Raw genomic sequence first — 23807 nt, forward strand, 5'->3', positions numbered from 1 at the left:
GCATTTTCGGCACAAAATGAAGGTTTGGAGCGGATGTCTGCTTCTAACGGCGAACGCAAAATTACCCTCGTCTTAACAGACGAGGGTAATTTCTATGCTTTTGCTTGCGCATGTTCAGATTTAGCGTGCCGCCAAATAACGTTTATTAACTTCGTCCCAGTTGATGACGTTCCAGAATGCGGCGATATAATCCGGACGTTTGTTTTGATATTTCAAATAGTAGGCGTGTTCCCAAACGTCCAGTCCCAGGATCGGAGTTTGGCCTTCCATCAGCGGGTTGTCCTGGTTCGGCGTGCTGGTTACCGCCAGCTTGCCGTCTTTGCCTACAACAAGCCAAGCCCAGCCGCTGCCAAAGCGGGTCGTAGCGGCTTTTGTGAAATCTTCCTTGAATTTGTCGAAACCGCCCAAGTCGCTGTCGATTGCGGATGCGACTTCGCCTGTTGGCGAACCGCCGCCGTTTGGACCGATTACGTTCCAGAACAAGGTGTGGTTGGCATGGCCGCCGCCGTTATTGCGGACGGCCGTGCGGATATTTTCCGGAACGGTGCCGAGATTGGAAATCAGGTCCTCGACACTTTTGTTTTGCAGGTCCGGTGCGCTCTCCAGAGCGTTGTTCAAGTTGGTTACGTACGTATTGTGATGGCGGTCGTGATGGATGACCATAGTCTGCTCATCGATATGAGGTTCTAGTGCGTTTGCAGGATAAGGCAGAGCCGGTAATTCATGAGCCATTGCGAATACCTCCTGAGCTTGGTTAGATTTTTAAAACCTGAGTACTGTCCATTGAGAAGTTCCCAGAGCCGCCCAAATCTCGTCTGAGAAAAGGCCTTCATTATATTACCCATTTTTGGTATTGCCCAATCAGTGTATAGGAGATTTTTGCCTGTTTTCTTTCCCGCAAATGAGTGAGTATTTAGCTTTTATTATCGTAAAATCAATAGAATGTAAATATTAAATTTTCCTTCTATTTCCGATTTAACACAAGGTTAAAAATCACACAAAATGTAAGCGTTTAATATAAAGCGCTTTCAGAAGAAAATGCGTGTAATCGGGAGATAATTGTGGTTTAATTACTAGTGAAACCGATATTTATCGATTTTTGTCAGGATTTCCGGACATTGATTTATGTAAAACCCGTCCTGTATTTTACATAAGTCTATCATGCAGAAGAAGAGGGAGATTACAAGCATGCGGGTTCGTTCCTTTCAATTGAGTGATGCTACTCATGTTACAGAACTTTTGCAGGTGTCGTTGTCTGAAGAATGCTATGAAGATACCAGACGTGCTTTTGCCAGACAGCTTTCCTTTGATTCCGAACTGATTATGGTAATGGAAGACGAGGAAGAAATCATCGGCGCGTTGATCGGTACGATCGACCAGAACCTGGGCTGCATTTACCGGGTTGCCGTGCATCCTGAACACCGCCGCCGCGGCGTCGGCAAAGCTCTTGTACAAGCTATGGAGCAGCGTTTCCAGCAGCGTAATGTGAACAACATTGTCGTTGCGGGCGACGAGCACAACAAAGCTGCCATGCCTCTGTATGAAGCAATGGGTTATGCGGGCCGCATGCTGGAGGCTTTTCAAAAGCTAAGCATTGCTGCCGTCCGTTCTTTGTCTTAGGTACAGAACCAGAAAATTATAGAACTTAACCGGATTTTTCTTTCGTTATAGCATATTTCCATCCGTTGCAATCGGAGTGGAGATATGCTTTTCTATTATTATGGCACTATGCCTTTTAGACTATATCGCCGGTTGGATGGCCGGCCTTATGGCTTTATGAATAATACAAGAGGTGATGGTTTTTGAACCGGCAAGATCCCCGCATTCAACTGAATAAGAAAGGCGATTCTGCAGACTGGGGATGGCTGAAGGAGGAAATCAAAGCAGCCGCTTTTGACCTCGGCATCGACGCTGTCGGTTTTACGACCGCCGATCCTTTTTTTGCCCTGAAGCCGATTTTGGAGGAGATCCGCGAGAAGGGCTACGAGTCCGGATTTGAGGAAAAGGACATCGACAAACGGGTGGATCCCAAGCTGACTATGGCCGAAGCCGAGTCCATCATTGCGATTGCCGTTGCTTATCCTTCTAAAATGGTGAATCCGCCAAAATCGGAGCCGGGCAAAACCCGCGGCATTTTGGCGAGATCGGCATGGGGCCGGGATTACCACACGGTGCTGCGCGAAGCGATGGATAAGCTGGCTGACTTTATAAGGGAACGTGTGCCGGATGTGCGGATCGAAAGCATGGTGGATACGGGGGTGCTGAATGACCGTGCGGTCGCTCAGCGGGCCGGAATCGGTTTTAGCGGGCATAACGGCCTCATCATCTCCCCGACCTGGGGCTCATGGATTTATCTGGGCGAGATGATTACGAATTTGCCTTTTGAGCCTGATCCGCCCGTGCTGGAGGACTGCGGGGAATGCACTAAATGCCTTGACGCCTGCCCTACAGGCGCGCTGCTTGGAGACGGGATGCTCAACGCCCAGCGCTGCGTTTCTTTTCTGACCCAGACCAAAGGGTTTCTCAGCGATGAATTTATGCGCAAGATCGGCAATCGCTTGTACGGCTGCGATACCTGTCAGATGGTCTGCCCAAAGAACCGGGGAAAACATTGGGACCACCGGCCGGAGCTCCAGCCCGACCCGGAGATCGCCAAACCGCTCCTGCTGCCGCTGCTTGACATGAGCAACCGCGAGTTTAAAGACCGTTTTGGCCAAAGCGCCGCCGCCTGGCGCGGCAAGAAACCGATCCAGCGGAATGCGGTGATTGCGCTCGGAAACTTCAAAGACCGCGCGTCCCTGCCGAAATTAATAGAAGTGCTGTTCGAGGATCCGAGACCGGAGCTTCGGGGAACGGCTGCATGGGCAATCAGCCGGATTGGAGGAGAAGACGCCATAGAAGCGATGAACAAGGCGCTGGACAGCGAACGCGATGAAATGGTTTTAACCTATATCAAAGAAGCGCAGACCCAGCTGCGAGCAGCGGCTGAACGGGATCCGGAACCGAAAGGGGCGGGGAATCGGGCTAACGGGAAGAATCAAGAGCGGGCCCGGGAACAAGATCAGGAGCAAGATCGGGAACAAGCTGGGGAACAAACTCAGGAACCGGTCAAGGAACAACCCCAAGTGCCGGCCCCAACCCTGCTTGAAGGTCCTGTCAAAAAGTCCGCGCAAATGCAGACAGCCCTTGAAGTTTTATATTATGATGAAATGGCTTCTCCCATCGGCCCGCTTACCGTGGTAAAAAGCCCGAAAGGCATCTGCCTGATCGAATTCGGGGGAATCGAAGAGACCCGGGAAAAGGTGCTGAACTGGGCGTCCAAATATGTGCCCCATACGGCGCTGGTGTACTCATCAGGTGAGCTTGAGGAAAGCCTGGAGCAGCTTAAGTCTTATTTTTCGGGGGAACGGACCGAATTTGACCTGGAGCTGGATATGAAAGGCACGGCGTTTCAATTGAAGGTTTGGGAAGCGCTGCTGAGCGTTCCTTATGGAAAAACGGCTTCCTATAAAGATATTGCAGAGCGGATCGGACAACCTCAGGCGGTACGTGCCGTCGGAGGAGCCAACAACCGCAATCCTCTGCCTGTTATTGTTCCTTGCCACCGTGTGATAGGGGCTAATGGTTCGATGACGGGATATGGCGGAGGAATCGAAATCAAGGAGAGCCTGCTTGCCTTGGAACAACGGGGGATACGAAAATGAAATACGTCACGATCGAGGATATAGAACCCGGTCAAATTCTGGGCAAAACGGTTTATTCCGCCAACGGGACTGTGCTGCTGTCTGCGGGGATTCAACTGACCGTATATATGATCAGCACACTGAACCGGATTGGCGTAACGGTGCTTTATATTGAAGACGAGATGTATGAGGATGTGGCGATCGAAGAGGAAGTGGTCAGCCCCAAATTAAAGCAGGCCATTTTCAAAGAGATGCACGGCATTTCCCAATCCATCAAATCCGGCAAAGACTTCAACACGGTTTCGGTGTCGAATAACGTGGACATGCTGCTGGACGGCGTATTGGAAAATAAGGATGTTGCGCTTCATCTCGCGGATATCCGGACCGCAGACAATGCTCAGTATATTCATGCGCTTAACGTCTGCCTGATTTCTTCGTTGGTCGGCATCAATTTGCAGCTAAATCCGTCACAGTTAAAGGAATTAGCGATTGGAGCGCTGCTGCACGACATCGGCAAAAGCATTCCCGAAGATAAAATGCCGCTGGAAAAAGGAAAAGAGCATCATTCCTGGCGCGGCTACGAGCTGCTTAGGCAGAAAAGGGAATGGAGCCTGCTGGTAGCCCATATCGCCCTGCAGCATCATGAAAAGCTGAACGGAACGGGGGCGCCCCGCGGCATTACGGGTGATGCGATCCACCAATATGCCAAAATCGTTGCGGTCGCCAACACCTACGATAACTTGATCAGCGGAGACTCGGAAAAAGGCATTCCGCCACTGCTGCCGCATGAAGCATGCGAAAGGCTGATGGCGGCCTCCGAACGAGCGCTCGACCGGGACATTCTGGTGGAGTTTATGCGGATCATTTCCGTTTATCCGAACGGAACGTCCGTCAGGCTGTCCACCAAGGAATCAGGTGTGGTCGTCCGGCAGCACCGGGGTCTGCCTGGCCGCCCGGTCATTCGTGTCGCACGCAAGACGGATGAAGATCTGGAGATTAAGGAGATCGATTTATCTAGCGAAACGACGGTATTTATAGAGGCGGTTTTGTCGTAATTTCATTTGCTACCGCCGGACAAACAATGCTATTATAAAATCTAGTGCTCTGCACGAAGAATTGAACATTACAGGGGTGGCTTATAACCAATGTGGGATTATATTATTCCGATTATTACACTGATTGTCGGCCTTGTCGGCGGTTTCGCCATTGGCGTTTTTTATCTGCGCAGACAGCTGACAAAAATGCAAAGTGATCCGCAAATGCTGCAGCAAATGGCTAAGCAGATGGGATACAACCTGAACGGAAAGCAGATGCAGCGCGCGCAGCAAATGATGAAAAACCAACAAGTGCCTAAGCCTGGTGCAGGCCGGAAAAAAAGATAAATAAACACCCGGCTTTCTTGGGAAGACCGGGCAAAAGGGGGCGCAGGAATTATGGCAGGTGTAAAAGACTATTTGAACACGCAGGTCGGCAAAAACCGCGAGCAGATCGAACACCACGTCAGGGAAATCCTGAAGCTGGTCGGCGAGAACGTGGAGCGTGAAGGCCTGCTGGATACCCCGGCTCGCGTAACCCGCATGTATGAAGAGATTTTTGCGGGTTATGAGGTCGATCCTCGCGACGTGCTTGGGGTAACCTTTGAAGAAAATCATGAAGAGCTTGTCATTGTCAAAGATATCGTTTATTACAGCCAATGCGAGCATCATATGGCACCGTTTTTCGGGAAAGTGCATATCGGTTACATCCCAAGCGGGCGTATTGCGGGACTCAGCAAGCTGGCCCGTCTGGTCGAGGCGGTAACTCGCCGCTTGCAGGTGCAGGAACGCATCACTTCGCAGATCGCGGATTTGATGGACGAGGTGCTGAAACCGCAGGGCGTTATGGTCGTGGTCGAAGGCGAACATCTGTGTATGTGCTCGCGGGGGGTTAAGAAACCGGGAAGCAAAACGGTAACTTCCGCGGTGCGCGGTACTTTCCGTACGGACTCCGCGTCACGTTCGGAGTTTTTGTCGCTGATCAAGGGCTGAGCGTTAAAGGAAAACCCGCTTAAGTCGGAATATGAAGGTCCTGCCCTATTTTGGGCAGGGCCTTTTTGAAAGGAAAGAAGGTTTAAGTAAATATCCGGAGGCTGAAAATTGCAAAGGAGATTGGGGGAATTGGGGATGACAGGCGGTAGGATGGACAGCCTTCTTTCGGAAGGAGGCTCTTTAAAGCAAACGCTAACGATTGTAGAGGCACCGCTTCAAGCGGGGCAGGATATTTTGGATCCGTTTGCCTGGGAGGAATATTTCTGTAAAAAAACCGGCGAAGGCGGCCCGCCTTTGCTGCATATCTGGCGCCACCCCCAGGCCATGGTGCTGGGCCTGCGGGACCGGCGGCTGCCGGGGGCACCGGCAGCGATGGAGCGGCTGCGCGGCGAAGGCTGGTCGGTCTGCGTCAGACCGTCCGGCGGCGCAGCCGTCGTGCTTCATCCGGGGGTGGTGAATGTGTCGCTGATTCTCCCGCATCAGCCGGGAGAGCTGAACATTCACCGCGATTTTGCCCGGATGGCCGATTTTATCAGCGGCGCCGTGCAGCCGTGGTCGGGGGACACGGTCGCCGGCGAAATCGCCGGCGCGTTTTGTCCCGGCGACTACGACATCAGCATCGGCGGCCGCAAGTTTTGCGGGATCGCCCAGCGCCGGCAGCTGAAGGCGTACATTTTGACTGCTTTCGTCATCGTAAGCGGGAACGGCGATGAAATGGCGGGGTTTGTCCGCCATTTCTATGAAGAAGCCTCCTGCGGACGGCAGGAGGGCTTTCCGTTGGTGACAGGCGGGACGATGGCCGGCTTGGGAGAGCTGGCCGGCGTACCTTCCGCCGAAGCGTTTATCGCTTCGCTCAAGCAGACGGCGATGGAGCGGTTTGGCGCCGTGGAAGCAGCCCCGGCCACGGAGGCTCAGGGAACTGCCGAAGCGTCGCCGGGCTCGGAGTCGGCATTTACGGCGTTTACGGTGCCCGCAGGGGCCTTGGCGCAGCTCAAAGCAGGCATGCGCAGCCGTTATGACGGCTAGGCTAATAAACCTGACTGAAGGAAATTTTTAAAAAGGGCGCCATTGAAGCTGGCGGGCATGCATGAAGCGTTCAAGCACCGCCGGCCAATAGACGACGTTCCACCAGTCTTTGATGTAATCGGGCCGTTTGTTTTGGTGTTTGAGGTAATAAGAATGCTCCCAAACATCGATCGGCAGCAGTGGAACGACATCCCACTGCGAAAGGTTTTGATGTTTTTCGGCTTGAAGAATCTCGAGCCGCCGGGCCCGCGGGCTCCAGACCAGGATAGCCCAGCCGCCGCCCTCCACCTTCTCGGCAGCTTGCGAGAATTGGGCGTGGAAGGCTTCGAAGCTGCCAAAATCCCGGTTGATTTGTTCGGCCAGCGCTCCGCTTGGCCTTCCTCCGCCTTTCGGGTTCATTGTATCCCAATAGATCGTATGCAGATAATGCCCGGCACCGTTAAAGGCCAGCTCGCGTTCCCAATGTTTGATCAGGTCAAAATTGCCGGTTGCGCGGGCTTCCTCCAGCTTTTTCTCCGCTTTGTTCAGATCTTCTACATAAGTCAGATGATGTTTGTCATGATGAATCCGCACCGTCGCCTCATCGATATACGGCTCAAGCCCGTTATACGGGTACGGAAGCGGCGGCAGCTTGTGCCCGCCGATCGAAACCGCGCCATCCCTGACGCGTTCCCCCGGGGAAACGGCGGCTGACGCAGAGGCCTGCTCTGCGGCTTCCCGGTTTAGATCCTGCTCCAGTTTGCGGGAGTAAAATTCGTATCTCGGGTTAGGCTGCAGATGATAAGGGTCTGCGGCTGGCGGAACCTTGGAGGCGGCCTGCGAGATCAGACCGGGCTGGTTCAGCGTTTCCAGCACGGACAGGAAATACTCCGATTCCCGGATGATGTGAAGCAATACGGCTTTGGCGAGCGGCACCGTTTTCACCGCTTCGGATTGCTGAAGGATCGCATCCAGCTGGCGGATCCACTCCTGTGATTGTCTGAAAGACGCAGCAAGAAGCCTTTCGGTCTGCTTCACCAGCTCCGGATTGGGCTGCTGCTGCACAGGAGCGGCAATCGCGTATTGCAGCAATGAATCGGCGGCGGACTCCGTATCTCCGAAAACTTTGGCCCAATCGTCCAGCAGATTGATGTAAACGGGCTCGAGGGACGGCACAATCGCTTTTATAACATCAACATGCTCTTTCTCCTGCAGCTTCCAGAACCGGATTTCCTCCAGCACGCGAAGCGGCAGATAAGGGCCGTATACAAATAACATGGATAGAAAAACCCCTTCCGGCATATGGTTATATTTCAGGAATATGCGCCGAAGGGGTTGACCTATAACTGGTTTTGTAAGCTTTTTTAGGATTCCGTGTATCCGCCTGCCTGCCGGCAGTTCTATTTGGAAGCAGGCGGGTTCAACGAGGCGTTGACTTGTCCGAGGAAAGTCGAAACCCGGCGCAGGTATTCCCGGGAATGTTCGCGGAAGATCAGCTCATGGTGCGCTCCCTCCACGATCCATACGCCGGAAATCGGGTTGGTCTGGTTGGCGGCGAGTTTTTCCGCAATCGGGTAAGGGGCTTTCTCGTCCTCCGTACCGTGAATGAAATAGATGGGGAACGGATAATCCTCCTTTTTCACTTCCGGGTACGGAATTTGCCGCAGGCTGGTGCCGTTCAGAATCGGGAGCATCATCTCGAGGATCTCGAGCGAAGGATGCTCCGGCAGCGGCAGGTGCTGCTTAAGGTTATGGTACAACGTATCCGGCTCCAGCAGGAACGTGCTGTCCAGAATCATGGCGCTGATGTCGTTGGTCCTCAGACCAGCCTGAAGCGCGGTTCCCGCACCCATTGAAAATCCCCAGACGACGATTTCCTTGGCTCCTTTTTGCTTTACGTACTGAATGGCTCCCAGCAGCTGCTGGGCTTCTTTTTTGCCTCCGGTAGCCACCTCTTTACTGTTCTGGGCGGCAAAGCCGTAATCAAACATCAGCACGTTGAAATTAAGCTGGTGGGCGAAATGCGCCAGATCATACATCGGAATCCAGGTCTCCTCCCGGTTGGCCCCATACCCGTGGCTGAAAACGATGGTTTTGTTGGAGCCGGGCGAGGGAATGTACCAGCCGTTCATCGTCCGGCTGTTGTCGAGCGCCTGAAAGGTTACATTTTCATATTCCATGTTTTTAGCCAGCTTCGGATTGGAATAAAGCGGCGCAACCGTAGGATTGGATAAAACCCAGGCAATAAACCCGTGCAGGACGATAAAGCAGAAAATAAAGAAAAATAACACCGACATGCCTAAGGCAATCAGGACATGCTTCAGTTTAATGAACTTCGGGGGGATAAGCCCTTCGGCCCCGGCGTCCAATTCGGAAAAGGACTCAATGTCCGGCTCCGGCCGGGCTGGTTCTCTTTGGCCCGTTGTATTATTCATGGAGTCCCTCCTTTGCGGTAAGGTTCTCGAATAGATCGTAATATGTCGAATAAAAGCGTTTTATGCTTTTCAATATTAGATATCGTAAGCTTGAGATGCCCTAAAGTCAATGCCGGACAGGCATTTGCAGGATATATGGGTTGTGGACGGAATGGCCGGTAACGTTTATAATTTATGTAACCATGTTTCATAGTATGAAACTAAAGAGGGGTTGGGAGATGGAAGACCGAAAACTGACCGTCCGCGCTGTTGAGCGGGCGCTTGATATATTGATGTGTTTTACCAAATCGGAAGAGATGGGGCTGACGGAAATTGCCGCGGAAATTTCCCTGCATAAAAGCACGGTGCACCGCCTGCTGACCACGCTCGAAGAGCGGGGATTTGTCATCCGCGACAACGCGACGGAGAAATACCGGCTGGGGATGAAGATTTGGGAGCTGTCGGCCCATCTGAACCACAATGACGATCCCGCGGTGCTGCTGCTGCCCGGCATGGAAAAGCTGCGAGACTCGGTAGGGGAGACTGTAAGCCTGTATTTGCGTGACGGGAGTGATCGTCTGCGAATTCAGGCGGTGCAGAGCAATCAGGCGATCCGCCGCGTTGCCCCGGTAGGTGCAAGGCTGCCCCTTTATGTAGGTGCATCAAGCAAAGTGCTGGTGGCTTTTGCGGGGGAGGCTTATATGGAATCGCTGCTTAACGGACCCGATTGGCCGGCAAACGTAAACCGGGAACAGTACCGGCAGCAGCTGGAGGAAATCCGGAAGCAGGGTTATGCGACCAGCTACGAGGAACGGGAACCCGGTGCTTCCGCGGTAGCGGCGCCGATCTTCGGGCGTTCCGGCCAATTGGCGGCGGCCCTTTCGGTATCGGGCCCGGTCAGCCGGCTTAACCGTGAGAAGCTGGAGGAACTTGGCCCGATCCTGGCGGAAGCCGCCAGGGAAATGGGGTATATGCTGCCCTAAACAAGCGGCAAGGAGTCAAAAAAGACGGCAAGGGGTTCCGAAGAACCCGGCCGTCTTTTTCTTGTTAGGGGACAGAATTTCATAAAGGTTTTATAGAAAAAGAAGCAGCAGCCCGATAATCGCAAACGGGGCAAGCACAAACACCCAGGCCAGCGGCTGCGCAAAATTGACGGTCCAGCCGATGCCGACTCTTTTTTCGATAAAAAGGGACGGGTCATCCGGGTTGTAATACGTGCTGCCCCCTAGCTTCCAATGCCGGTCATCGTCAACGGGGAGCGTGGAGGGCTTGCCGGGTGCTCCAGCCAATGCTCCGGTTTTGCGGTCCAGCCGTTTGCGGTCCAGCCGGTTTCCGCTTTGACCGGTGGAGAAGGAGAGCCAGATGGAGCCGGCTACGATCAGGAGCGGGACGGCCATAGCGACGGGGCCGATCCATTTCGGATCGATGGAGTAAATCATCGTAAGCTGCATGAAGAAGAACAGCAGCACCAGCAGAAGGCTCATCGCAAAATTGAAGACCGACCAGCGGCGGCGGAAAAGGGCGTTTGTTCTGGACGATTCCTCCGGATCGGCCGGGTTCAGCTGCTGCTTCGATTTGTAAATAATGAAGTTAATGAAGAGCAGCAGGCCCGTCATAAAGAGCTGAAGCAGGTTGGGGAACAGCACCAGGCGGATCGATTTGCTGTCCAGCCGGTCGATGTTGCCATAAAGGTCATAATGCATCGGGATCTGCTGCGGAATGTGGTCATATTGAGCCAGGGTAAAAACCGCGCAGGCGATGATGATCGCCAGGTGGATCAGGTACCATTTGTTGGACAAGACAAGCCGCTGCCTGCGGAAAGAAGTGTCCAGAAGAAGCGTCGTTTTGCCCGATGCGGCCGGCGCGGGAAGAGAAGCCTTCAAGGTTTTCATTTTGCCGTAAAAATACAGATGCAGCCCAAAAGTGCCGATCAGGAGGACGAATGCAAAACCCGCAATGGCAGCTCCTAATATGTTCTCATTCATCTGAACGGCAGCAAGCCCGAAGGCGAAACCTAAAATCAGGCAAAATACCGTACTCAGCAAAGCATAACGTTTCCGCATGTCCGCAACAGACGGACTGTCCCATACCCCCTCGCTGACGGTAATGCCGAAGCTGACCGTTTTCCGGGTTAAATAAGGAAGCGCAATCTGGAGAATGGAGATCGGGAGAAAGATCAGACAGAACAAAGCAACGTTAATAGTGTTCATGGCGTAAGCTCCTTTCCTGATTGGGGCGGGGAAGGCGAGATTTGTTCGTACAGCTGTTTGACCTGGTCCAAAAGGTCGTTTAAATTCATGCCCCGTAAAATGCATTCGGCAATGAGCGGACGAAGCTGCTCCTGCTGCTTGGACAGGAATTCCGTCGTCAATCCGGGCAGGCCGTCCGGCTGGACGACAACGCCTTTCTGCCGGTGGATTTGGATATAACCCTCCTGCTTGAGAAGCGTATAGGCTTTATTGACGGTATGCAGATTCACCCCGATATCCGACGCAAGATTGCGTACGGAAGGAAGTGCTTCACCGGGCTTCAGCCTGCCTCCGGCAATGCCTTCCACAATCTGGTTCATGAGCTGGGTGTAAATGGGAACATCGGATTGCATGTCGAGCTGTATGATCATGGCGGGGAATCACCGTCCTTTTTGCATAACTGTTATACTACAAATATAACAGTTAAAACAGAAGGAGTAAAGGGCAAAACAAACAAGGCCTTCCGCCGCAGGGAAAATCCCAAACGGCCGGAAGGCCTTGTTTGTTAACGATAATTATTAAGTTATATCTAATTCATGACGGCTTATTATTAAACGCCTACTTGAATCATTTGGCGAAGCACCGTTTGCAGGATGCCGCCGTTATGGTAGTAATCCACGTCGACCATGCTGTCGAGGCGGGCCGTTACCGGGAATTCGAACTGCGTGCCGTTTGTGCGGGTAGCAACAACGGTCAGCGTTTCGCCCGGTTTCACGTCATTGCTCAGACCGAGAATATCGAAGGTTTCGGTTCCGTCGATGCCAAGGCTCTGCCAGCTGCCACCTTCCTGGAACTGAAGCGGAAGCACGCCCATGCCGACCAAATTGCTGCGGTGAATCCGTTCAAAGCTTTCGGCGATGACGGCTTTGACGCCCAGCAGGTAGGTGCCTTTTGCGGCCCAGTCGCGCGAGCTGCCCGTGCCGTATTCTTTACCGGCGATGACCACCAGGTTGTCGCCTTGATCCTGATATTTCATGGAGGCGTCATAGATGGACAGCACTTCGTCCGTCGGCAGATATTTCGTTACGCCGCCTTCAGTGCCCGGAGCCACCTGGTTGCGGATCCGGATGTTGGCGAACGTGCCGCGCATCATGACTTCATGGTTGCCGCGGCGGGAGCCGTAGGAGTTGAAATCCTTGCGGGCAACGCCGTGGTCATTCAGATAAATGCCGGCCGGGCTGGACGGCGAGATATTGCCTGCAGGCGAGATATGGTCCGTCGTAACGGAGTCGCCAAGCAGCGCCAGCACACGGGCTTTGCGGATTTCGCCGATATCCTTGAGGCCGTCAGCGATATGCTCGAAGAACGGCGGGTTGGCGATATAAGTGGATTTCTCATCCCATTCGTACAATTCGCCTTCAGGCACAGGAATGGAGTTCCAGCGTTCGTTTTGCGTAAATACGTTTTCGTATTTGCTGCGGAACATTTCCGGGCTGACGGACAAGCCAATCGCATCCTTGATTTCCTGGGAAGATGGCCAGATGTCCTTCAGATATACAGGTTCGCCGGACTGGTCGTAGCCAAGCGGTTCGGTCTGCAGGTCGATGTTCACGGTACCAGCGAGCGCATAAGCGACCACAAGCGGCGGAGAAGCCAGGTAGTTGGCTTTAACCTGGGCATGAACACGGCCTTCGAAGTTCCGGTTGCCGGACAGGACGGCTGCAACGGTCAGGTCGTTGTCGGCGATAGCTGCGCTTACTTCGTCAGGCAGCGGGCCGGAGTTGCCGATGCAGGTTGCGCAGCCGTAGCCGGCTACGTGGAAGCCGAGCTGCTCCAGCGGGCCGATGAGGCCGGCTTTCTCCAGGTATTGCGTTACGACGAGGGAACCCGGAGTCAAGCTGCTTTTGACATAGGCCGGTTTGGTCAGGCCGCGTTCCACGGCTTTTTTCGCGAGCAGACCTGCGCCCAGCATAACGCTTGGGTTGGAGGTGTTCGTACAGCTCGTAATGGCCGCGATGACAACGGCGCCGGTGCCGAGCAGGCTTTCGCGTCCGTCCGGATGTTTCACCTGCACCTTTTCGGCGATTTTTTCGTCGCTCAGACCGTAGCCGCCTTTATCGACAGGCGTGCGGATAATATCGTTGAAGTTCTTTTTCATATCGGTCAGCTCGATGCGGTCCTGCGGACGTTTCGGGCCGGCCAAACTTGGCACGACGGAGGCAAGATCGAGTTCGATCAAATCGGTAAACTCAGGATCTGCCATATCGCTGGTGCGGAACAGGCCTTGCGCTTTGTAGTAGGCTTCCACGAGCGCAACCTGCTCGTCGGAGCGGCCTGTGCTGCGCAGGTAGTTCAGCGTTTCGCCGTCTACCGGGAAGAAACCGATGGTCGCGCCGTATTCAGGAGCCATATTGGCTACCGTCGCGCGGTCGGCCAGGCTGATGTTGGCAAGGCCGGGACCGTAGAATTCCACGAATTTGCCGACAACGCCTTTTTTGCGGAGCATTTGGGTGACGGTAAGCGCCAGGTCGGTCGCCGTAGCGCCTTCAGCCAGGCTGCCGGTCAATTTGAAGCCGATCACTTCAGGCGTTACGAAATAAAGCGGCTGTCCCAGCATGCCGGCTTCCGCCTCGATGCCGCCGACGCCCCAGCCGACAACGCCAAGGCCGTTGATCATCGTTGTATGGGAGTCCGTGCCTACCAGGGAATCCGGGAATACGACCGTTTCGCCGTCCACGGTTTTGGTAGCCGCGACGGAAGCCAGATATTCCAGGTTAACCTGGTGCACGATGCCTGTTGCCGGCGGTACGGCGCGGAAGTTGTTGAACGCCGTTTGCGCCCAGCGCAGGAACCGGTAACGTTCTTCGTTCCGTTCAAACTCAACGTTCATGTTGTATTCCAACGCTTCCGGCGTTCCGAAAGCATCCACCATGACGGAGTGGTCGATTACGAGATCGACCGGAACGAGCGGGTTGATCTGCTTCGGATCTCCGCCGGCTTTTTTGACCGTATCCCGCATGGCAGCCAGATCGACTACAACGGGTACGCCGGTAAAGTCCTGAAGGACGATACGTGCAGGAATGAACGGAATTTCTTTGTTATCATCGCGGCCTTCCGCCCAGCCGGCGATTTGCTTCACGTGTTCATCGGTAATCGCGCGTCCGTCGAATTGGCGGATCGCGGCTTCAAGCAGTACTTTAATGGAAAAAGGAAGTTTGGAAACGCTGCCTAAACCTTGCGCTTCCAGGGTGTTCAAATCATAGTAACGATAGGTTTTGCCCCCGACTTCAAGTTTGCGGAGGGCGGAGAACTGGTCGTTCAATGGCATAAGTTTTCCTCCTGAGTTTCATTCTGTGAAACGACATTTCAAAAATAAGCTTTAATTTAAGTATACTGCCTGGGCACAGGCTCGTAAAGGACTTTTTGCCGCTCATATTGCCTATTTTTGCTGCATATCTATTGGAATGGTGCTAGTTATCGAAGCAAGAGAGCAGGAGGGGGAATCAGGATGGCGGAAGAATGGAAAAATGTGCTGTCTACCTATATTTTGCAGCAAAATCAGGACGAGGTCGATTACCGGCCGCGCGGGGGACCTACCGTGGTTACGGATCTCGAGTATCTGATGCGCCGCGGGGAACGCAAAGCCCGGATGGCCAGATGGTACGAGGAGCGCGGTGCGTCTCCGCTCAGAAGCGAAACGAAAGCCAAGCTGGTCAGCGAACCTGTGGAATCCCGGGACGAGGTGGAGGTTGAACTGCAGCTGCACCGCAAAATTTATTACGACAAAGCCGGCGTCAAACACCGCGAGGACCGGCTGGACCGCCAGCGCCTGGTTTTGGTCCGGAGCGGCGGCGATTGGCTGGTTGAGACCGTGGAGCAGGAAGTGCCCGAGCGCAGCCCGGTGCTGGCGGGGGCTTTTCCAAACAGCGGACAGCCCGGCGATCCGCCGCGGAAAGCCGATAAACGCGGGCCGTACCTGAACCGTGACGTACTGGGCAGCGGCGGCGTGCCGAAAGGTCCGGTGTACCGCAGGGAGGACGCGGTTAAATATGCCGATGAATGGTGGGATGCCTACAATCCGGAATTTGCCGGTTTTGAGGTGGATTGCACGAACTACATTTCGCAGTGCCTCTTTGCAGGCGGAGCGCCGATAAACTATACTGGGAAAAGAGAATCGGGCTGGTGGTACAAAGGTTATGTCGGCTCCCAGGAATCCTGGAGCTACAGCTGGGCGGTATCGAACAGCCTTGAGCGTTATCTGAGCACGAGCCGAACCGGCTTGCACGCCATTTCCGTTGACCGCGCTGAACAGCTCGAGTTAGGCGACGTGATTATTTATGATTGGGACGGAAACGGGGCTTATCAGCACAGCACGATCGTGACCGCGTTTGATGCCGGCGGCATGCCGCTCGTTAATGCGCATACGGTCAGCAGCCGGCACAGATATTGGGATTACAAGGATTCATACGCCTGGACGGAGAATACGAGATATCGTTTTTTTCATCTTCCGGACCGGTTCTGACTGGCGTTATCGACTGACAATAGAGGAAGAGAGAGGTAAATCATGGGACAGGACAAAACGACCGTCGGCCTTGTATACGGCGGCAAATCGGGAGAACACGAAGTATCACTGCAAACGGCATTTGCCGTTATGAATGCGTTTGACTACGACAAATATGAAATCGTTCCTTTTTTTATTACAAAAAAGGGCGAATGGAGAGTGGGTGGACGCCTGGCGGCTCCGCTTTCCTCCCTTGAAAAGCTGAAGCTGGAGCAGGGGGCCGGAGACACCTCGGCGGCCGTACAGCTGCTGTTCAGCGGGCTGTCCGGAGGCGGCGGAGGGCTTGACGTCGTGTTCCCGCTGCTGCACGGGACAAACGGGGAAGACGGAACGATCCAGGGATTGTTTGAAATGGCGAATCTCCCTTATGTAGGCGCTGGGGTATTGGCTTCGGCGGCGGGGATGGACAAAGTGGTCATGAAGAAGCTGTTCGCGGATGCGGGCCTCGATCAGTGCAAATACTGCTATTTTACCGCATCTTCCTGGGAACGCCACAGCCATGAGCACCTCCAGGCGGTGGAGGATGAATTGGGTTATCCTTGTTTCGTAAAGCCGGCAAACCTTGGTTCCAGCGTGGGCATTTCCAAAGCGTCCAACCGAGAAGAGCTGATCCAGGCGATCAACCATGCACTGCGTTATGACCTGAAGGTGATTGTGGAAGAGTTTGTAGATGCCCGTGAAATCGAAGTAGGGATCCTCGGCAACGACGAGCCGCTGGCTTCCGTACCGGGCGAAATTGTCTCGAACAGCGAATATTATGATTATTCGGCCAAATACCTGGACGGCAAATCGCAAATGATTATTCCGGCCGAGCTGGACACGGAACTTGCCGAACGAGTGCGTGAACTGGGAGTCAAGGCGTTTAAGTCTATAGAAGGAAGCGGCCTTTGCCGGGCGGATTTCTTTGTCCGCAGAGACAACGGGGCTATCCTGATTAATGAAGTGAATACGATGCCGGGGTTTACGCCGTTCAGCATGTATCCGCTGCTGTGGCGTGAAACAGGTGTTTCTTATGCCGCCCTGCTGGATCGCCTAATCGGCCTGGCTGTCGAACGATTTGAAGCGCGTCAGAATTTGGATTTCGAAAACGGCGTACAATAAGGGAAACTGGCAGCAAGAGAGGGAGTAGCCGATGGGTTTCCAAACCGAATTTCAATCCGTATGCAGACTTGTAGACAAACGGGAAGGCCGTGAGCTGAGGGCTCACCCGGACCGGCCCCTAGGGGAACCGCGGGTATGATTGTACGTTTCGGATTTGTGGCGATGTCTACAGCGGAAGTGATGAAAGGCGTGTCGCCTTCCAAAACGATGACCTTAAAAAGTTTCGCCAAACTTGCCGACCGTGAAGCCGGGCTGCGTAAGCTGGAGCATATTGCGGCCGAAAATCTGCATAATACGCTCAGGCTGCTGAAGCACTGCGCTTATAACGATATTCATGTTTACCGTCTGACCTCCAAGCTGATTCCTCTGGCTACCCATCAGGAATTGGCGGACTGGAATCCGTTTGCTGGGCTTGCGTCTTCCTTTCGCGAGGTCGGGGATTACGCGAAGGAGCATCGGATACGCGTGTCGTTTCACCCTGACCATTTTACGGTCCTCAGCACGCCGCGTCCGGAGATGCTGGAAAGTTCTATCCGGGTTTTGCGGTACCATGTGTCTATGCTGGAGGCGATGGGGCTGGATTGCCGGTCCAAAAACAATATCCATATCGGCGGCGCTTATGGAGACAAGCCGTCTGCGGGGGAACGTTTTGCCGAAGCGGCGGGGCATTTGCCTGATTCGTTCAAGCGCCGTCTGACGCTGGAGAACGACGACAAAACGTTTGACGCCGTGGAAACGCTGGAAATGTGCGAACGGCTGGGTCTGCCGATGGTGCTGGACATTCATCACCAATGGGTGAACAATCAGGGCGAGAAACCGGCCGAGTTGTGGCCGCGGATCCTGCGTACTTGGGAATCGGAGTACGCCCAGGCTGATTCTCCGGCCGGAGACCCCCTGCCTCCGAAGATTCATGCCTCCAGCCCGAAAAGCGAAACTGACCGGCGCAGCCACGCCGACGGGGTAGAAGCCGGACCGCTGCTTGATTTTCTGCGCAGCATCGCTTCCGGAACGAAGGCGGTTGATGTCATGCTGGAAGCCAAGCTGAAGGACGGCGCTTTGTTTGCCCTGATGGACGAGCTTTCCCGCTCTCAAGAAGACGGGGTTGAAATTCTGGATCGGGCATCCGTCAGAATTTCCGGTTAAGGAAAAACCTAAAAGACAGATAACCAATTTGTCGATCTTAATATAGTCAATTTGGTTTATCAGAAAGGTTTATCAAGAGAAGAGTTGCCCCGGGAAAAGGGGGCGCTCTTTTTTTTATGGAATCATGCCATAATATTACATATAAATAACACATTAAGTTATTATACATGATATAAACCTAACTTTAATTAGGTAGTTTTCTATAGTATTTTATAGTAATAAATAGGTTTTGATAGGATAATAAGTCTTTATTGTATTTAAGTTCAATATTAGTAAAAAAATATTGCCGAAATAGAGGGGTGAAGTTATACTAATCATATATTTCGTACCACTATATGTTAAATAAATTAACATTTGAATGGGGGATTTCTATGAAGGTTAAAGGGTTAGCGGCAATGTTATTAGTTTTAGCTTTAATTACCGCAGGATGCGGCAGCAAGAGCGATTCGGCATCAGGTTCCGGCGGTTCCTCCGATTCGGGAAGCGGCCAAGTCATCAAGATAGCGACCCAGTCTCCTTTATCCGGCGGAAGCTCCATTCAAGGCGAGGCGATCAAGCTGGGTGCCCAGATGTCGCTGGACGACCACAAAGAGGAATTTACGAAGCTGGGTTATTCGCTGGAGCTTGTTCCCTACGACGATCAGGGCGATGCCAAAAAGGGAGTCGCCAACGCCGAGCAGATCGGTGCAGACCAATCGATCGTCGGCGTGATCGGCCACTTGAATTCCGGGGTTTCCATCCCGTCTTCCGTTGTCTACGAGAAATACGACCTCCCCATGATCTCCCCCGCAAGTACAGCCACGGAAGTGACGGACCGCAAGCTGAAAGTCGTTAACCGCGTTGTAGCGCGCGACGACTTCCAGGGGCCGGCCGCTGCGGAGTATGCCATCAAAACGCTTGGTGCCAAAAATATTTTCATCATCCAGGATAAAACGGCTTACGGCCAAGGGCTGGCGGATGCTTTCAGATCCGCGGCCGAGAAAGACGGGGCAACCATCTCCGGTTATGAAGGCATTACCGTCGGCGAGAAGGATTTTAACGGGGTCTTGAACATCGTTCAATCCAAAAATCCCGATTTTATTTTCTTTGGCGGGATGTATGCGGAAGGCGGACTGATCGTCAAGCAGGCCCGGGACAAGGGCATTACCGCTCCGGTCATGGGCGGCGACGCGCTGGATTCCTCCGGCATGGTGGACATCGCCAAAGATGACGTGATCGGCACTTTGTACAGCTCGGTTTCGACGGACATTACGAAGACGGATTCCGGTAAGGCCTGGGCTGATAAATACGAGCAGAAGTTCAGCAAGAAACCGGAAGGGTATTCGGCTTACGCCTACGATTCCATGTCCGTCATGCTCGAAGCGGTCAAGAAGGGCATTGAAGATAACGGCGGCAAGCTGCCGTCCCGGGACGAAATTCGCGACGCGGTCCGCGCAACGAAGGACTTTGAAGGCGTAGCCACCAAAGTAAGCTTCGACGAGATCGGCGACAACTCTTACGCCAAAGTTTTCATTTATAAGTTTGAGGCCGCTTCTTATCCGGGCAGCATGATTTCCGAAGTCAGCAAATAAGGAGTCTCTAGGAAGGGAGAAAGGAGAGAAAACGTTCGGCGGCCCGGACATACAACTTAAGCGACTTGCAAAGCAGCTGCGGCCAAGAGATGTTCCGGTTTGGGGCAGACTCTTGGCTGTCTTCATTTTCAGAACATTCGAAAGGAGCATGCCTATGATGGCAAGCCTATTGCAGACGCTTCCGCAGGTGTTGATCGACGGCCTGGCTTTGGGCGCGATTTATGCGGTGGTGGCACTCGGTTATACGATGGTTTACGGCATTTTGGAGCTGATTAACTTTGCGCACGGCGAAATTTTTATGACAGGGGCGTTTGTCGGCACGACCGTCCTGTTTATGTTCCAATCGTTTGGCTGGCTTGGCGGCCTGCCGGCGTGGTTTTCCTATTTGCTGATCATTCTGGTCGCAATGATGGTTACCGGCAGCTTGGGGGTCGGCATAGAAAGGGTGGCGTACAGGCCGCTCAGGAAAGCGCCGAAGCTGATTTCGCTTATTTCGGCATTTGGGGTTTCCTTTGTTCTGCAGGATGTGGTCCGTTTTATTGCCCAGCTCAAAACCGGCAACTATATCGTGACCAGCGATTCCTTGTTCAATGGGAGAATGACGCTGGATACTTCCGCGGTCAGCAGCGTGTTTGGGAACGCCTCGATTAAAGCGAATACGGTCATCATTTTAATCGTGGCCGTTTTGCTGATGGTCGGGCTTGATTTATTCGTGAACCGGACGAAATGGGGCGTTGCCATGCGGGCTGTAGCGCAGGATCGGGAGACGGCTTCCCTGATGTCGATCAACGTCAACAAAATCGTTGTCCTTACCTTTTTTATAGGCTCTGCTCTTGGCGGTGCAACGGGGGTTTTGTTCGCTCAGCAGTACGGAACGATCGATCCCTATATCGGCTTTATTTTGGGAATGAAGGCTTTTACGGCGGCGGTGCTTGGCGGAATCGGCAATATCCGCGGGGCGATGTTCGGTGGAATCGTGATCGGCATTTTGGAAATGTTTGCTTCGTCCAACCTCGGCATTTTGACGCATGGAAGCTTCGGCGCGGAATACAAGGACGTGTTCGCTTTTATGATCCTGATCATCGTGTTGATCTTTAAACCCGAGGGCTTGTTTGGCCGGGCCGTCAAAGAGAAGGTGTAGGTGATCCGTTATGGAAAAGCTTAAGCATTGGCTTGCCGCCAACAAAACCGCCCAGGGCGGCCTGCTCGCCGCTTTTATCCTGATTACGGCTGCGGCCGTTTATCTGATGGATAAATCGGTGGTCGCGTTTCTGCTGCTGCTGGCTTCGCTGCTGCTTCTTTATTTCACGTCCTTCGGCAATAGGGTGAAATGGATCGCCGCAGGCGTGCTGCTGATTCTGCTCATTCCTTTTGCCACCTCCGGCGGGCCTTCTTACGAAGCCTATATGGAAGTAGCCTCCCAATGCGGCATTTATGTCGCGATGGCGCTTGGACTCAATATCGTCGTCGGGTTCGCCGGGCTGCTGGATATGGGGTTTGTCGCGTTTTTTGCGGTCGGCGCCTACACGTACGGCATTTTCGCCACAGGGCAGGCGAATCATTTTATTTCGGGGAATTTGTTTCCTTTATCCGGGGGTTCCTTCTGGATCTTTATCCTGCTCGGCGGCTTTATGGCTGGAATCTTCGGGATTTTGCTCGGTCTTCCGGTGCTGCGGGTCAAAGGCGATTATTTGGCTATTGTAACCCTGGGCTTCGGGGAAATTATCCGGATTATTTTCAACAACCTGGAGAAGCCGGTCAATATTACAAACGGGGCGATGGGGCTATCGTCCATTCAGCCGCCAAACCTGTTCGGGTTCCAGTTTACGTTTCCGCATCAGTTTTATTTTATCGTGCTGACGATTTTGGCTGTCGTCATTTTTGCGGTTCGCAGACTGGAATATTCCCGGCTGGGCCGTTCCTGGAAGGCGGTGCGCGAAAATGAAATCGCTGCCCAGTCGATGGGCATACCGCTGATCCGGACCAAACTGACGGCGTTTGCGATCGGGGCTTCTTTTTCCGGCATGATGGGGGTCGTCTTTGCGGCAAAACAAACGTTTATCGATCCCACCAGCTTTACGCTGATCGAATCTACGACCATTCTGGTCATGGTGGTGTTGGGCGGAATGGGCAGCGTACCCGGCGTGATCCTGGGAGCCAGCCTGATCACCATTTTAAACCTGCAGGTCCTGACGGAGCTGACCAACTGGCTGAATCAGCTTTCCACCCGGGGAGCAGTCCAGATCCCGGATGCCCTGTCGCCGTCCAAAATGCAGCGCCTGATCTTCGGGCTGATCCTGATTTTGGTAGCTATTTTCAGGCCAAACGGGCTGATTAAAGCTAAGAACCGCAGGGTTCATTTGAATCATGGAGCTCAGCAGGCTACGGTTGCGGGTGGATCCCCGAGTCCCCCGGCTGCTCCGTCTGCTCCGGCGGCAGGCCCGACTGCCGTGAACAAATGACTTTTGGGATTCCCGATAATTTAGGCTTTGCCTTGATGAGGAGGAACGGAACATGACGATATTGCAGGTCTCGAAGCTGATGAAGAAATTCGGCGGTCTGGTGGCGGTGAACGGTGTAGATTTTTCTTTTCCGAAAGGCCGGATTTCGGCGGTCATCGGTCCGAACGGAGCAGGGAAAACAACTTTCTTTAACCTGATTACCGGCATCTACATGCCTGACGGCGGCACCATCGAACTGGACGGGGAATCGATCATAAAGGTCAAGCCGCACAAAATTACGGAAAAAGGCATCGCCCGAACCTTCCAAAACATCCGTTTGTTCGGCAGCATGACGGTGCTGGAGAACGTGATGGTCGGGATGCATATCCACCTGAAATCGGGGATCGCGCAGACGCTGCTTGGTTTGCCCGATGTGCGGCATGAAGAGCTTGCCGCCCAAGCGGAAGCTTACCGGCTGCTGGAATATGTGGGGTTGGCCCACCTGATGAATGAGGAAGCCTCAAGCTTATCCTATGGCGCACAGCGGCGCCTTGAAATTGCCCGGGCTTTGGCGACGAAACCCAAGGTGCTGCTGCTCGACGAACCGGCGGCGGGCATGAACCCCAGGGAAACGGCCGAGCTGACCGGTCTGATCCGTCATATGCAGGAGGAGCTGGACCTTTCCATCATTTTAATAGAGCACGATATGAAGCTGGTGATGGAGTTGTCAGAGCATATCCTGGTGCTTGATCATGGAGAAAAAATTGCGGAAGGCGGCCCGGAGAACATCCGCTCAAATCCGAAGGTCATTGAAGCCTATCTGGGCAAAAGCGCGGTTGAGGAGGAGGTCGTCAAGCTATGAGTTTGCTGCAGTTGAACCGGGTGGAGGCCTTTTACGGCGGCATTCAGGCGCTAAGAGGCATCACCATGTCCGTCAACCAGGGGGAAATTGTCACGCTGATCGGCTCGAACGGAGCTGGAAAGTCCACCACGCTGAAATCTATTTGCGGCCAAGTCCAAACTAAAGGCGAAATCGTGTTTGAGGGGGAAAAGATTACGTCCTGGCAGCCCCACCGGATTGCAGGAGCGGGCATTGCCCACGTTCCGGAGGGCAGACGGATTTTTCCGCGCCTTACCGTGAAAGAGAACCTGGAAATGGGCGCTTTTTCGGTTAGAGATAAAAAGCAGATCAAACAAAGGATCGAGCAGGCTTTTGTTTATTTCCCGCGGTTGAAGGAACGTTATCACCAGGCCGGCGGCACGATGAGCGGAGGAGAGCAGCAGATGCTGGCGATCGCCCGGGCGCTGATGATGAAACCGGACATCCTGCTGCTCGATGAGCCTTCGATGGGACTGGCTCCCGTGCTGGTCGACCAAATTTTTGAAATCATCCAGGAGCTGAACCGTGACGGGATGACCATTTTGCTGGTGGAGCAGAACGCCTATCATGCGCTGAAAATCGCCCATCGCGGTTACGTTATCCAAACCGGTGAAATCGTCCTGCAGGATGAAGCCGGACGGCTGCTGTCCAATGATCAGGTTCAGGAAGCTTATTTGGCCTAAAGCCGCCGGGAGGCGGCTTTTTCCTTTTAACGGGGGACGTTTTCTTATACAATAGGAAGGAGTAATCCGCAGACGGGGATAGCAGCTGAACCGGAGCGGGCGAGGTTCG

Annotated in this window: 21 protein-coding genes; 15 read left to right on the forward strand and 6 right to left on the reverse strand. The window is 53.6% G+C overall.

The annotated features are described in order from the left end of the window. Positions 1–120 precede the first annotated feature (120 nt). Positions 121–732 (reverse strand): superoxide dismutase, encoded by a 612-nt coding sequence (locus AC3ZPD_RS16165; protein WP_490985317.1) that lies wholly within the window; start codon positions 730–732, stop codon positions 121–123. A 456-nt stretch (positions 733–1188) separates the two neighbouring features. Here AC3ZPD_RS16165 and AC3ZPD_RS16170 point away from each other — a divergent pair, with 456 nt between their 5' ends. The 6 genes from AC3ZPD_RS16170 to AC3ZPD_RS16195 all read left to right on the forward strand — a co-directional run bounded on the left by AC3ZPD_RS16170 (position 1189) and on the right by AC3ZPD_RS16195 (position 6736). After that, positions 1189–1620 carry a GNAT family N-acetyltransferase gene (locus AC3ZPD_RS16170; protein WP_490985318.1) on the forward strand — a complete coding sequence of 144 codons (432 nt, stop codon included), beginning with the start codon at positions 1189–1191 and terminating at the stop codon, positions 1618–1620. Between the two features lie 182 nt (positions 1621–1802). Next, complete coding sequence (gene queG / locus AC3ZPD_RS16175; RefSeq protein ID WP_490985319.1) at positions 1803–3704, forward strand: tRNA epoxyqueuosine(34) reductase QueG; 1902 nt, start codon at positions 1803–1805, stop codon at positions 3702–3704. Continuing rightward, complete coding sequence (locus AC3ZPD_RS16180; RefSeq protein WP_490985320.1) at positions 3701–4738, forward strand: HD-GYP domain-containing protein; 1038 nt, start codon at positions 3701–3703, stop codon at positions 4736–4738. The genes queG and AC3ZPD_RS16180 overlap by 4 nt, the downstream gene beginning before the upstream one ends. Before the next feature lie 90 nt (positions 4739–4828). After that, entirely contained in the window at positions 4829–5065 is a 237-nt protein-coding gene (locus tag AC3ZPD_RS16185) for a YneF family protein (RefSeq protein ID WP_490985321.1), read from the forward strand. 51 nt (positions 5066–5116) lie between these two features. Further along, positions 5117–5710 (forward strand): GTP cyclohydrolase I FolE, encoded by a 594-nt coding sequence (gene folE / locus AC3ZPD_RS16190; RefSeq protein WP_490985322.1) that lies wholly within the window; start codon positions 5117–5119, stop codon positions 5708–5710. A gap of 135 nt (positions 5711–5845) precedes the next feature. Beyond that, positions 5846–6736, forward strand: coding sequence for a lipoate--protein ligase family protein (locus tag AC3ZPD_RS16195; RefSeq protein ID WP_490985323.1), 891 nt, complete (start codon positions 5846–5848; stop codon positions 6734–6736). Between the two features lie 27 nt (positions 6737–6763). Here AC3ZPD_RS16195 and AC3ZPD_RS16200 read toward each other — a convergent pair whose 3' ends face one another. Then, on the reverse strand, positions 6764–7993 hold the full coding sequence (locus tag AC3ZPD_RS16200) for a Fe-Mn family superoxide dismutase (RefSeq protein ID WP_490985324.1): 1230 nt from the start codon (positions 7991–7993) through the stop codon (positions 6764–6766). A gap of 122 nt (positions 7994–8115) precedes the next feature. Then, positions 8116–9012 (reverse strand): alpha/beta hydrolase, encoded by an 897-nt coding sequence (locus AC3ZPD_RS16205; RefSeq protein ID WP_490985366.1) that lies wholly within the window; start codon positions 9010–9012, stop codon positions 8116–8118. A gap of 356 nt (positions 9013–9368) precedes the next feature. Between AC3ZPD_RS16205 and AC3ZPD_RS16210 the strand changes: the two genes are divergently transcribed. Further along, complete coding sequence (locus tag AC3ZPD_RS16210; protein WP_490985325.1) at positions 9369–10112, forward strand: IclR family transcriptional regulator; 744 nt, start codon at positions 9369–9371, stop codon at positions 10110–10112. A 90-nt stretch (positions 10113–10202) separates the two neighbouring features. Here AC3ZPD_RS16210 and AC3ZPD_RS16215 read toward each other — a convergent pair whose 3' ends face one another. The 3 genes from AC3ZPD_RS16215 to acnA form a co-directional block, all read right to left on the reverse strand. Beyond that, positions 10203–11339, reverse strand: coding sequence for a DUF1648 domain-containing protein (locus AC3ZPD_RS16215; protein ID WP_490985326.1), 1137 nt, complete (start codon positions 11337–11339; stop codon positions 10203–10205). After that, positions 11336–11749 carry a GntR family transcriptional regulator gene (locus tag AC3ZPD_RS16220; RefSeq protein WP_490985327.1) on the reverse strand — a complete coding sequence of 138 codons (414 nt, stop codon included), beginning with the start codon at positions 11747–11749 and terminating at the stop codon, positions 11336–11338. The genes AC3ZPD_RS16215 and AC3ZPD_RS16220 overlap by 4 nt, the downstream gene beginning before the upstream one ends. 179 nt (positions 11750–11928) lie before the next feature. Next, positions 11929–14646 carry an aconitate hydratase AcnA gene (acnA, locus tag AC3ZPD_RS16225; RefSeq protein WP_490985328.1) on the reverse strand — a complete coding sequence of 906 codons (2718 nt, stop codon included), beginning with the start codon at positions 14644–14646 and terminating at the stop codon, positions 11929–11931. Between the two features lie 180 nt (positions 14647–14826). Between acnA and AC3ZPD_RS16230 the strand changes: the two genes are divergently transcribed. The 8 genes from AC3ZPD_RS16230 to AC3ZPD_RS16265 all read left to right on the forward strand — a co-directional run bounded on the left by AC3ZPD_RS16230 (position 14827) and on the right by AC3ZPD_RS16265 (position 23698). Then, positions 14827–15840, forward strand: a complete 1014-nt coding sequence (locus AC3ZPD_RS16230; protein WP_490985329.1) for an amidase domain-containing protein — start codon at positions 14827–14829, stop codon at positions 15838–15840. 42 nt (positions 15841–15882) lie between these two features. Continuing rightward, entirely contained in the window at positions 15883–16980 is a 1098-nt protein-coding gene (locus tag AC3ZPD_RS16235) for a D-alanine--D-alanine ligase (protein ID WP_490985330.1), read from the forward strand. Positions 16981–17115: 135 nt separating this feature from the next. Next, positions 17116–18123 (forward strand): UV DNA damage repair endonuclease UvsE, encoded by a 1008-nt coding sequence (gene uvsE, locus AC3ZPD_RS16240; RefSeq protein ID WP_490985331.1) that lies wholly within the window; start codon positions 17116–17118, stop codon positions 18121–18123. Between the two features lie 395 nt (positions 18124–18518). Continuing rightward, positions 18519–19694 (forward strand): branched-chain amino acid ABC transporter substrate-binding protein, encoded by a 1176-nt coding sequence (locus AC3ZPD_RS16245; protein ID WP_490985332.1) that lies wholly within the window; start codon positions 18519–18521, stop codon positions 19692–19694. Positions 19695–19851: 157 nt separating this feature from the next. Continuing rightward, positions 19852–20835, forward strand: coding sequence for a branched-chain amino acid ABC transporter permease (locus tag AC3ZPD_RS16250; protein WP_490985367.1), 984 nt, complete (start codon positions 19852–19854; stop codon positions 20833–20835). A 10-nt stretch (positions 20836–20845) separates the two neighbouring features. Further along, on the forward strand, positions 20846–22156 hold the full coding sequence (locus AC3ZPD_RS16255; RefSeq protein ID WP_490985333.1) for a branched-chain amino acid ABC transporter permease: 1311 nt from the start codon (positions 20846–20848) through the stop codon (positions 22154–22156). Between the two features lie 52 nt (positions 22157–22208). Beyond that, positions 22209–22997, forward strand: coding sequence for an ABC transporter ATP-binding protein (locus tag AC3ZPD_RS16260; protein ID WP_490985334.1), 789 nt, complete (start codon positions 22209–22211; stop codon positions 22995–22997). Beyond that, positions 22994–23698, forward strand: a complete 705-nt coding sequence (locus AC3ZPD_RS16265) for an ABC transporter ATP-binding protein (protein WP_490985335.1) — start codon at positions 22994–22996, stop codon at positions 23696–23698. Before AC3ZPD_RS16260 ends, AC3ZPD_RS16265 begins: the two co-directional genes overlap by 4 nt. Positions 23699–23807 lie beyond the last annotated feature (109 nt).

The sequence above is a fragment of the Paenibacillus mobilis genome (assembly GCF_058267595.1).

Coding starts and splice junctions, on each gene's coding strand:
- AC3ZPD_RS16250 (WP_490985367.1), top strand. CDS start 19,852: ATGGCAAGCCTATTGCAGACGCTTCCGCAGGTGTTGATCGACGGCCTG.
- AC3ZPD_RS16215 (WP_490985326.1), bottom strand. CDS start 11,339: ATGAACACTATTAACGTTGCTTTGTTCTGTCTGATCTTTCTCCCGATC.
- acnA (WP_490985328.1), bottom strand. CDS start 14,646: ATGCCATTGAACGACCAGTTCTCCGCCCTCCGCAAACTTGAAGTCGGG.
- AC3ZPD_RS16195 (WP_490985323.1), top strand. CDS start 5,846: ATGACAGGCGGTAGGATGGACAGCCTTCTTTCGGAAGGAGGCTCTTTA.
- AC3ZPD_RS16260 (WP_490985334.1), top strand. CDS start 22,209: ATGACGATATTGCAGGTCTCGAAGCTGATGAAGAAATTCGGCGGTCTG.
- AC3ZPD_RS16245 (WP_490985332.1), top strand. CDS start 18,519: ATGTTATTAGTTTTAGCTTTAATTACCGCAGGATGCGGCAGCAAGAGC.
- AC3ZPD_RS16180 (WP_490985320.1), top strand. CDS start 3,701: ATGAAATACGTCACGATCGAGGATATAGAACCCGGTCAAATTCTGGGC.
- AC3ZPD_RS16235 (WP_490985330.1), top strand. CDS start 15,883: ATGGGACAGGACAAAACGACCGTCGGCCTTGTATACGGCGGCAAATCG.
- AC3ZPD_RS16210 (WP_490985325.1), top strand. CDS start 9,369: ATGGAAGACCGAAAACTGACCGTCCGCGCTGTTGAGCGGGCGCTTGAT.
- folE (WP_490985322.1), top strand. CDS start 5,117: ATGGCAGGTGTAAAAGACTATTTGAACACGCAGGTCGGCAAAAACCGC.
- AC3ZPD_RS16165 (WP_490985317.1), bottom strand. CDS start 732: ATGGCTCATGAATTACCGGCTCTGCCTTATCCTGCAAACGCACTAGAA.
- AC3ZPD_RS16265 (WP_490985335.1), top strand. CDS start 22,994: ATGAGTTTGCTGCAGTTGAACCGGGTGGAGGCCTTTTACGGCGGCATT.
- AC3ZPD_RS16230 (WP_490985329.1), top strand. CDS start 14,827: ATGGCGGAAGAATGGAAAAATGTGCTGTCTACCTATATTTTGCAGCAA.
- AC3ZPD_RS16200 (WP_490985324.1), bottom strand. CDS start 7,993: ATGTTATTTGTATACGGCCCTTATCTGCCGCTTCGCGTGCTGGAGGAA.
- uvsE (WP_490985331.1), top strand. CDS start 17,116: ATGATTGTACGTTTCGGATTTGTGGCGATGTCTACAGCGGAAGTGATG.
- AC3ZPD_RS16220 (WP_490985327.1), bottom strand. CDS start 11,749: ATGATCATACAGCTCGACATGCAATCCGATGTTCCCATTTACACCCAG.
- AC3ZPD_RS16205 (WP_490985366.1), bottom strand. CDS start 9,012: ATGTCGGTGTTATTTTTCTTTATTTTCTGCTTTATCGTCCTGCACGGG.
- AC3ZPD_RS16255 (WP_490985333.1), top strand. CDS start 20,846: ATGGAAAAGCTTAAGCATTGGCTTGCCGCCAACAAAACCGCCCAGGGC.
- AC3ZPD_RS16185 (WP_490985321.1), top strand. CDS start 4,829: ATGTGGGATTATATTATTCCGATTATTACACTGATTGTCGGCCTTGTC.
- AC3ZPD_RS16170 (WP_490985318.1), top strand. CDS start 1,189: ATGCGGGTTCGTTCCTTTCAATTGAGTGATGCTACTCATGTTACAGAA.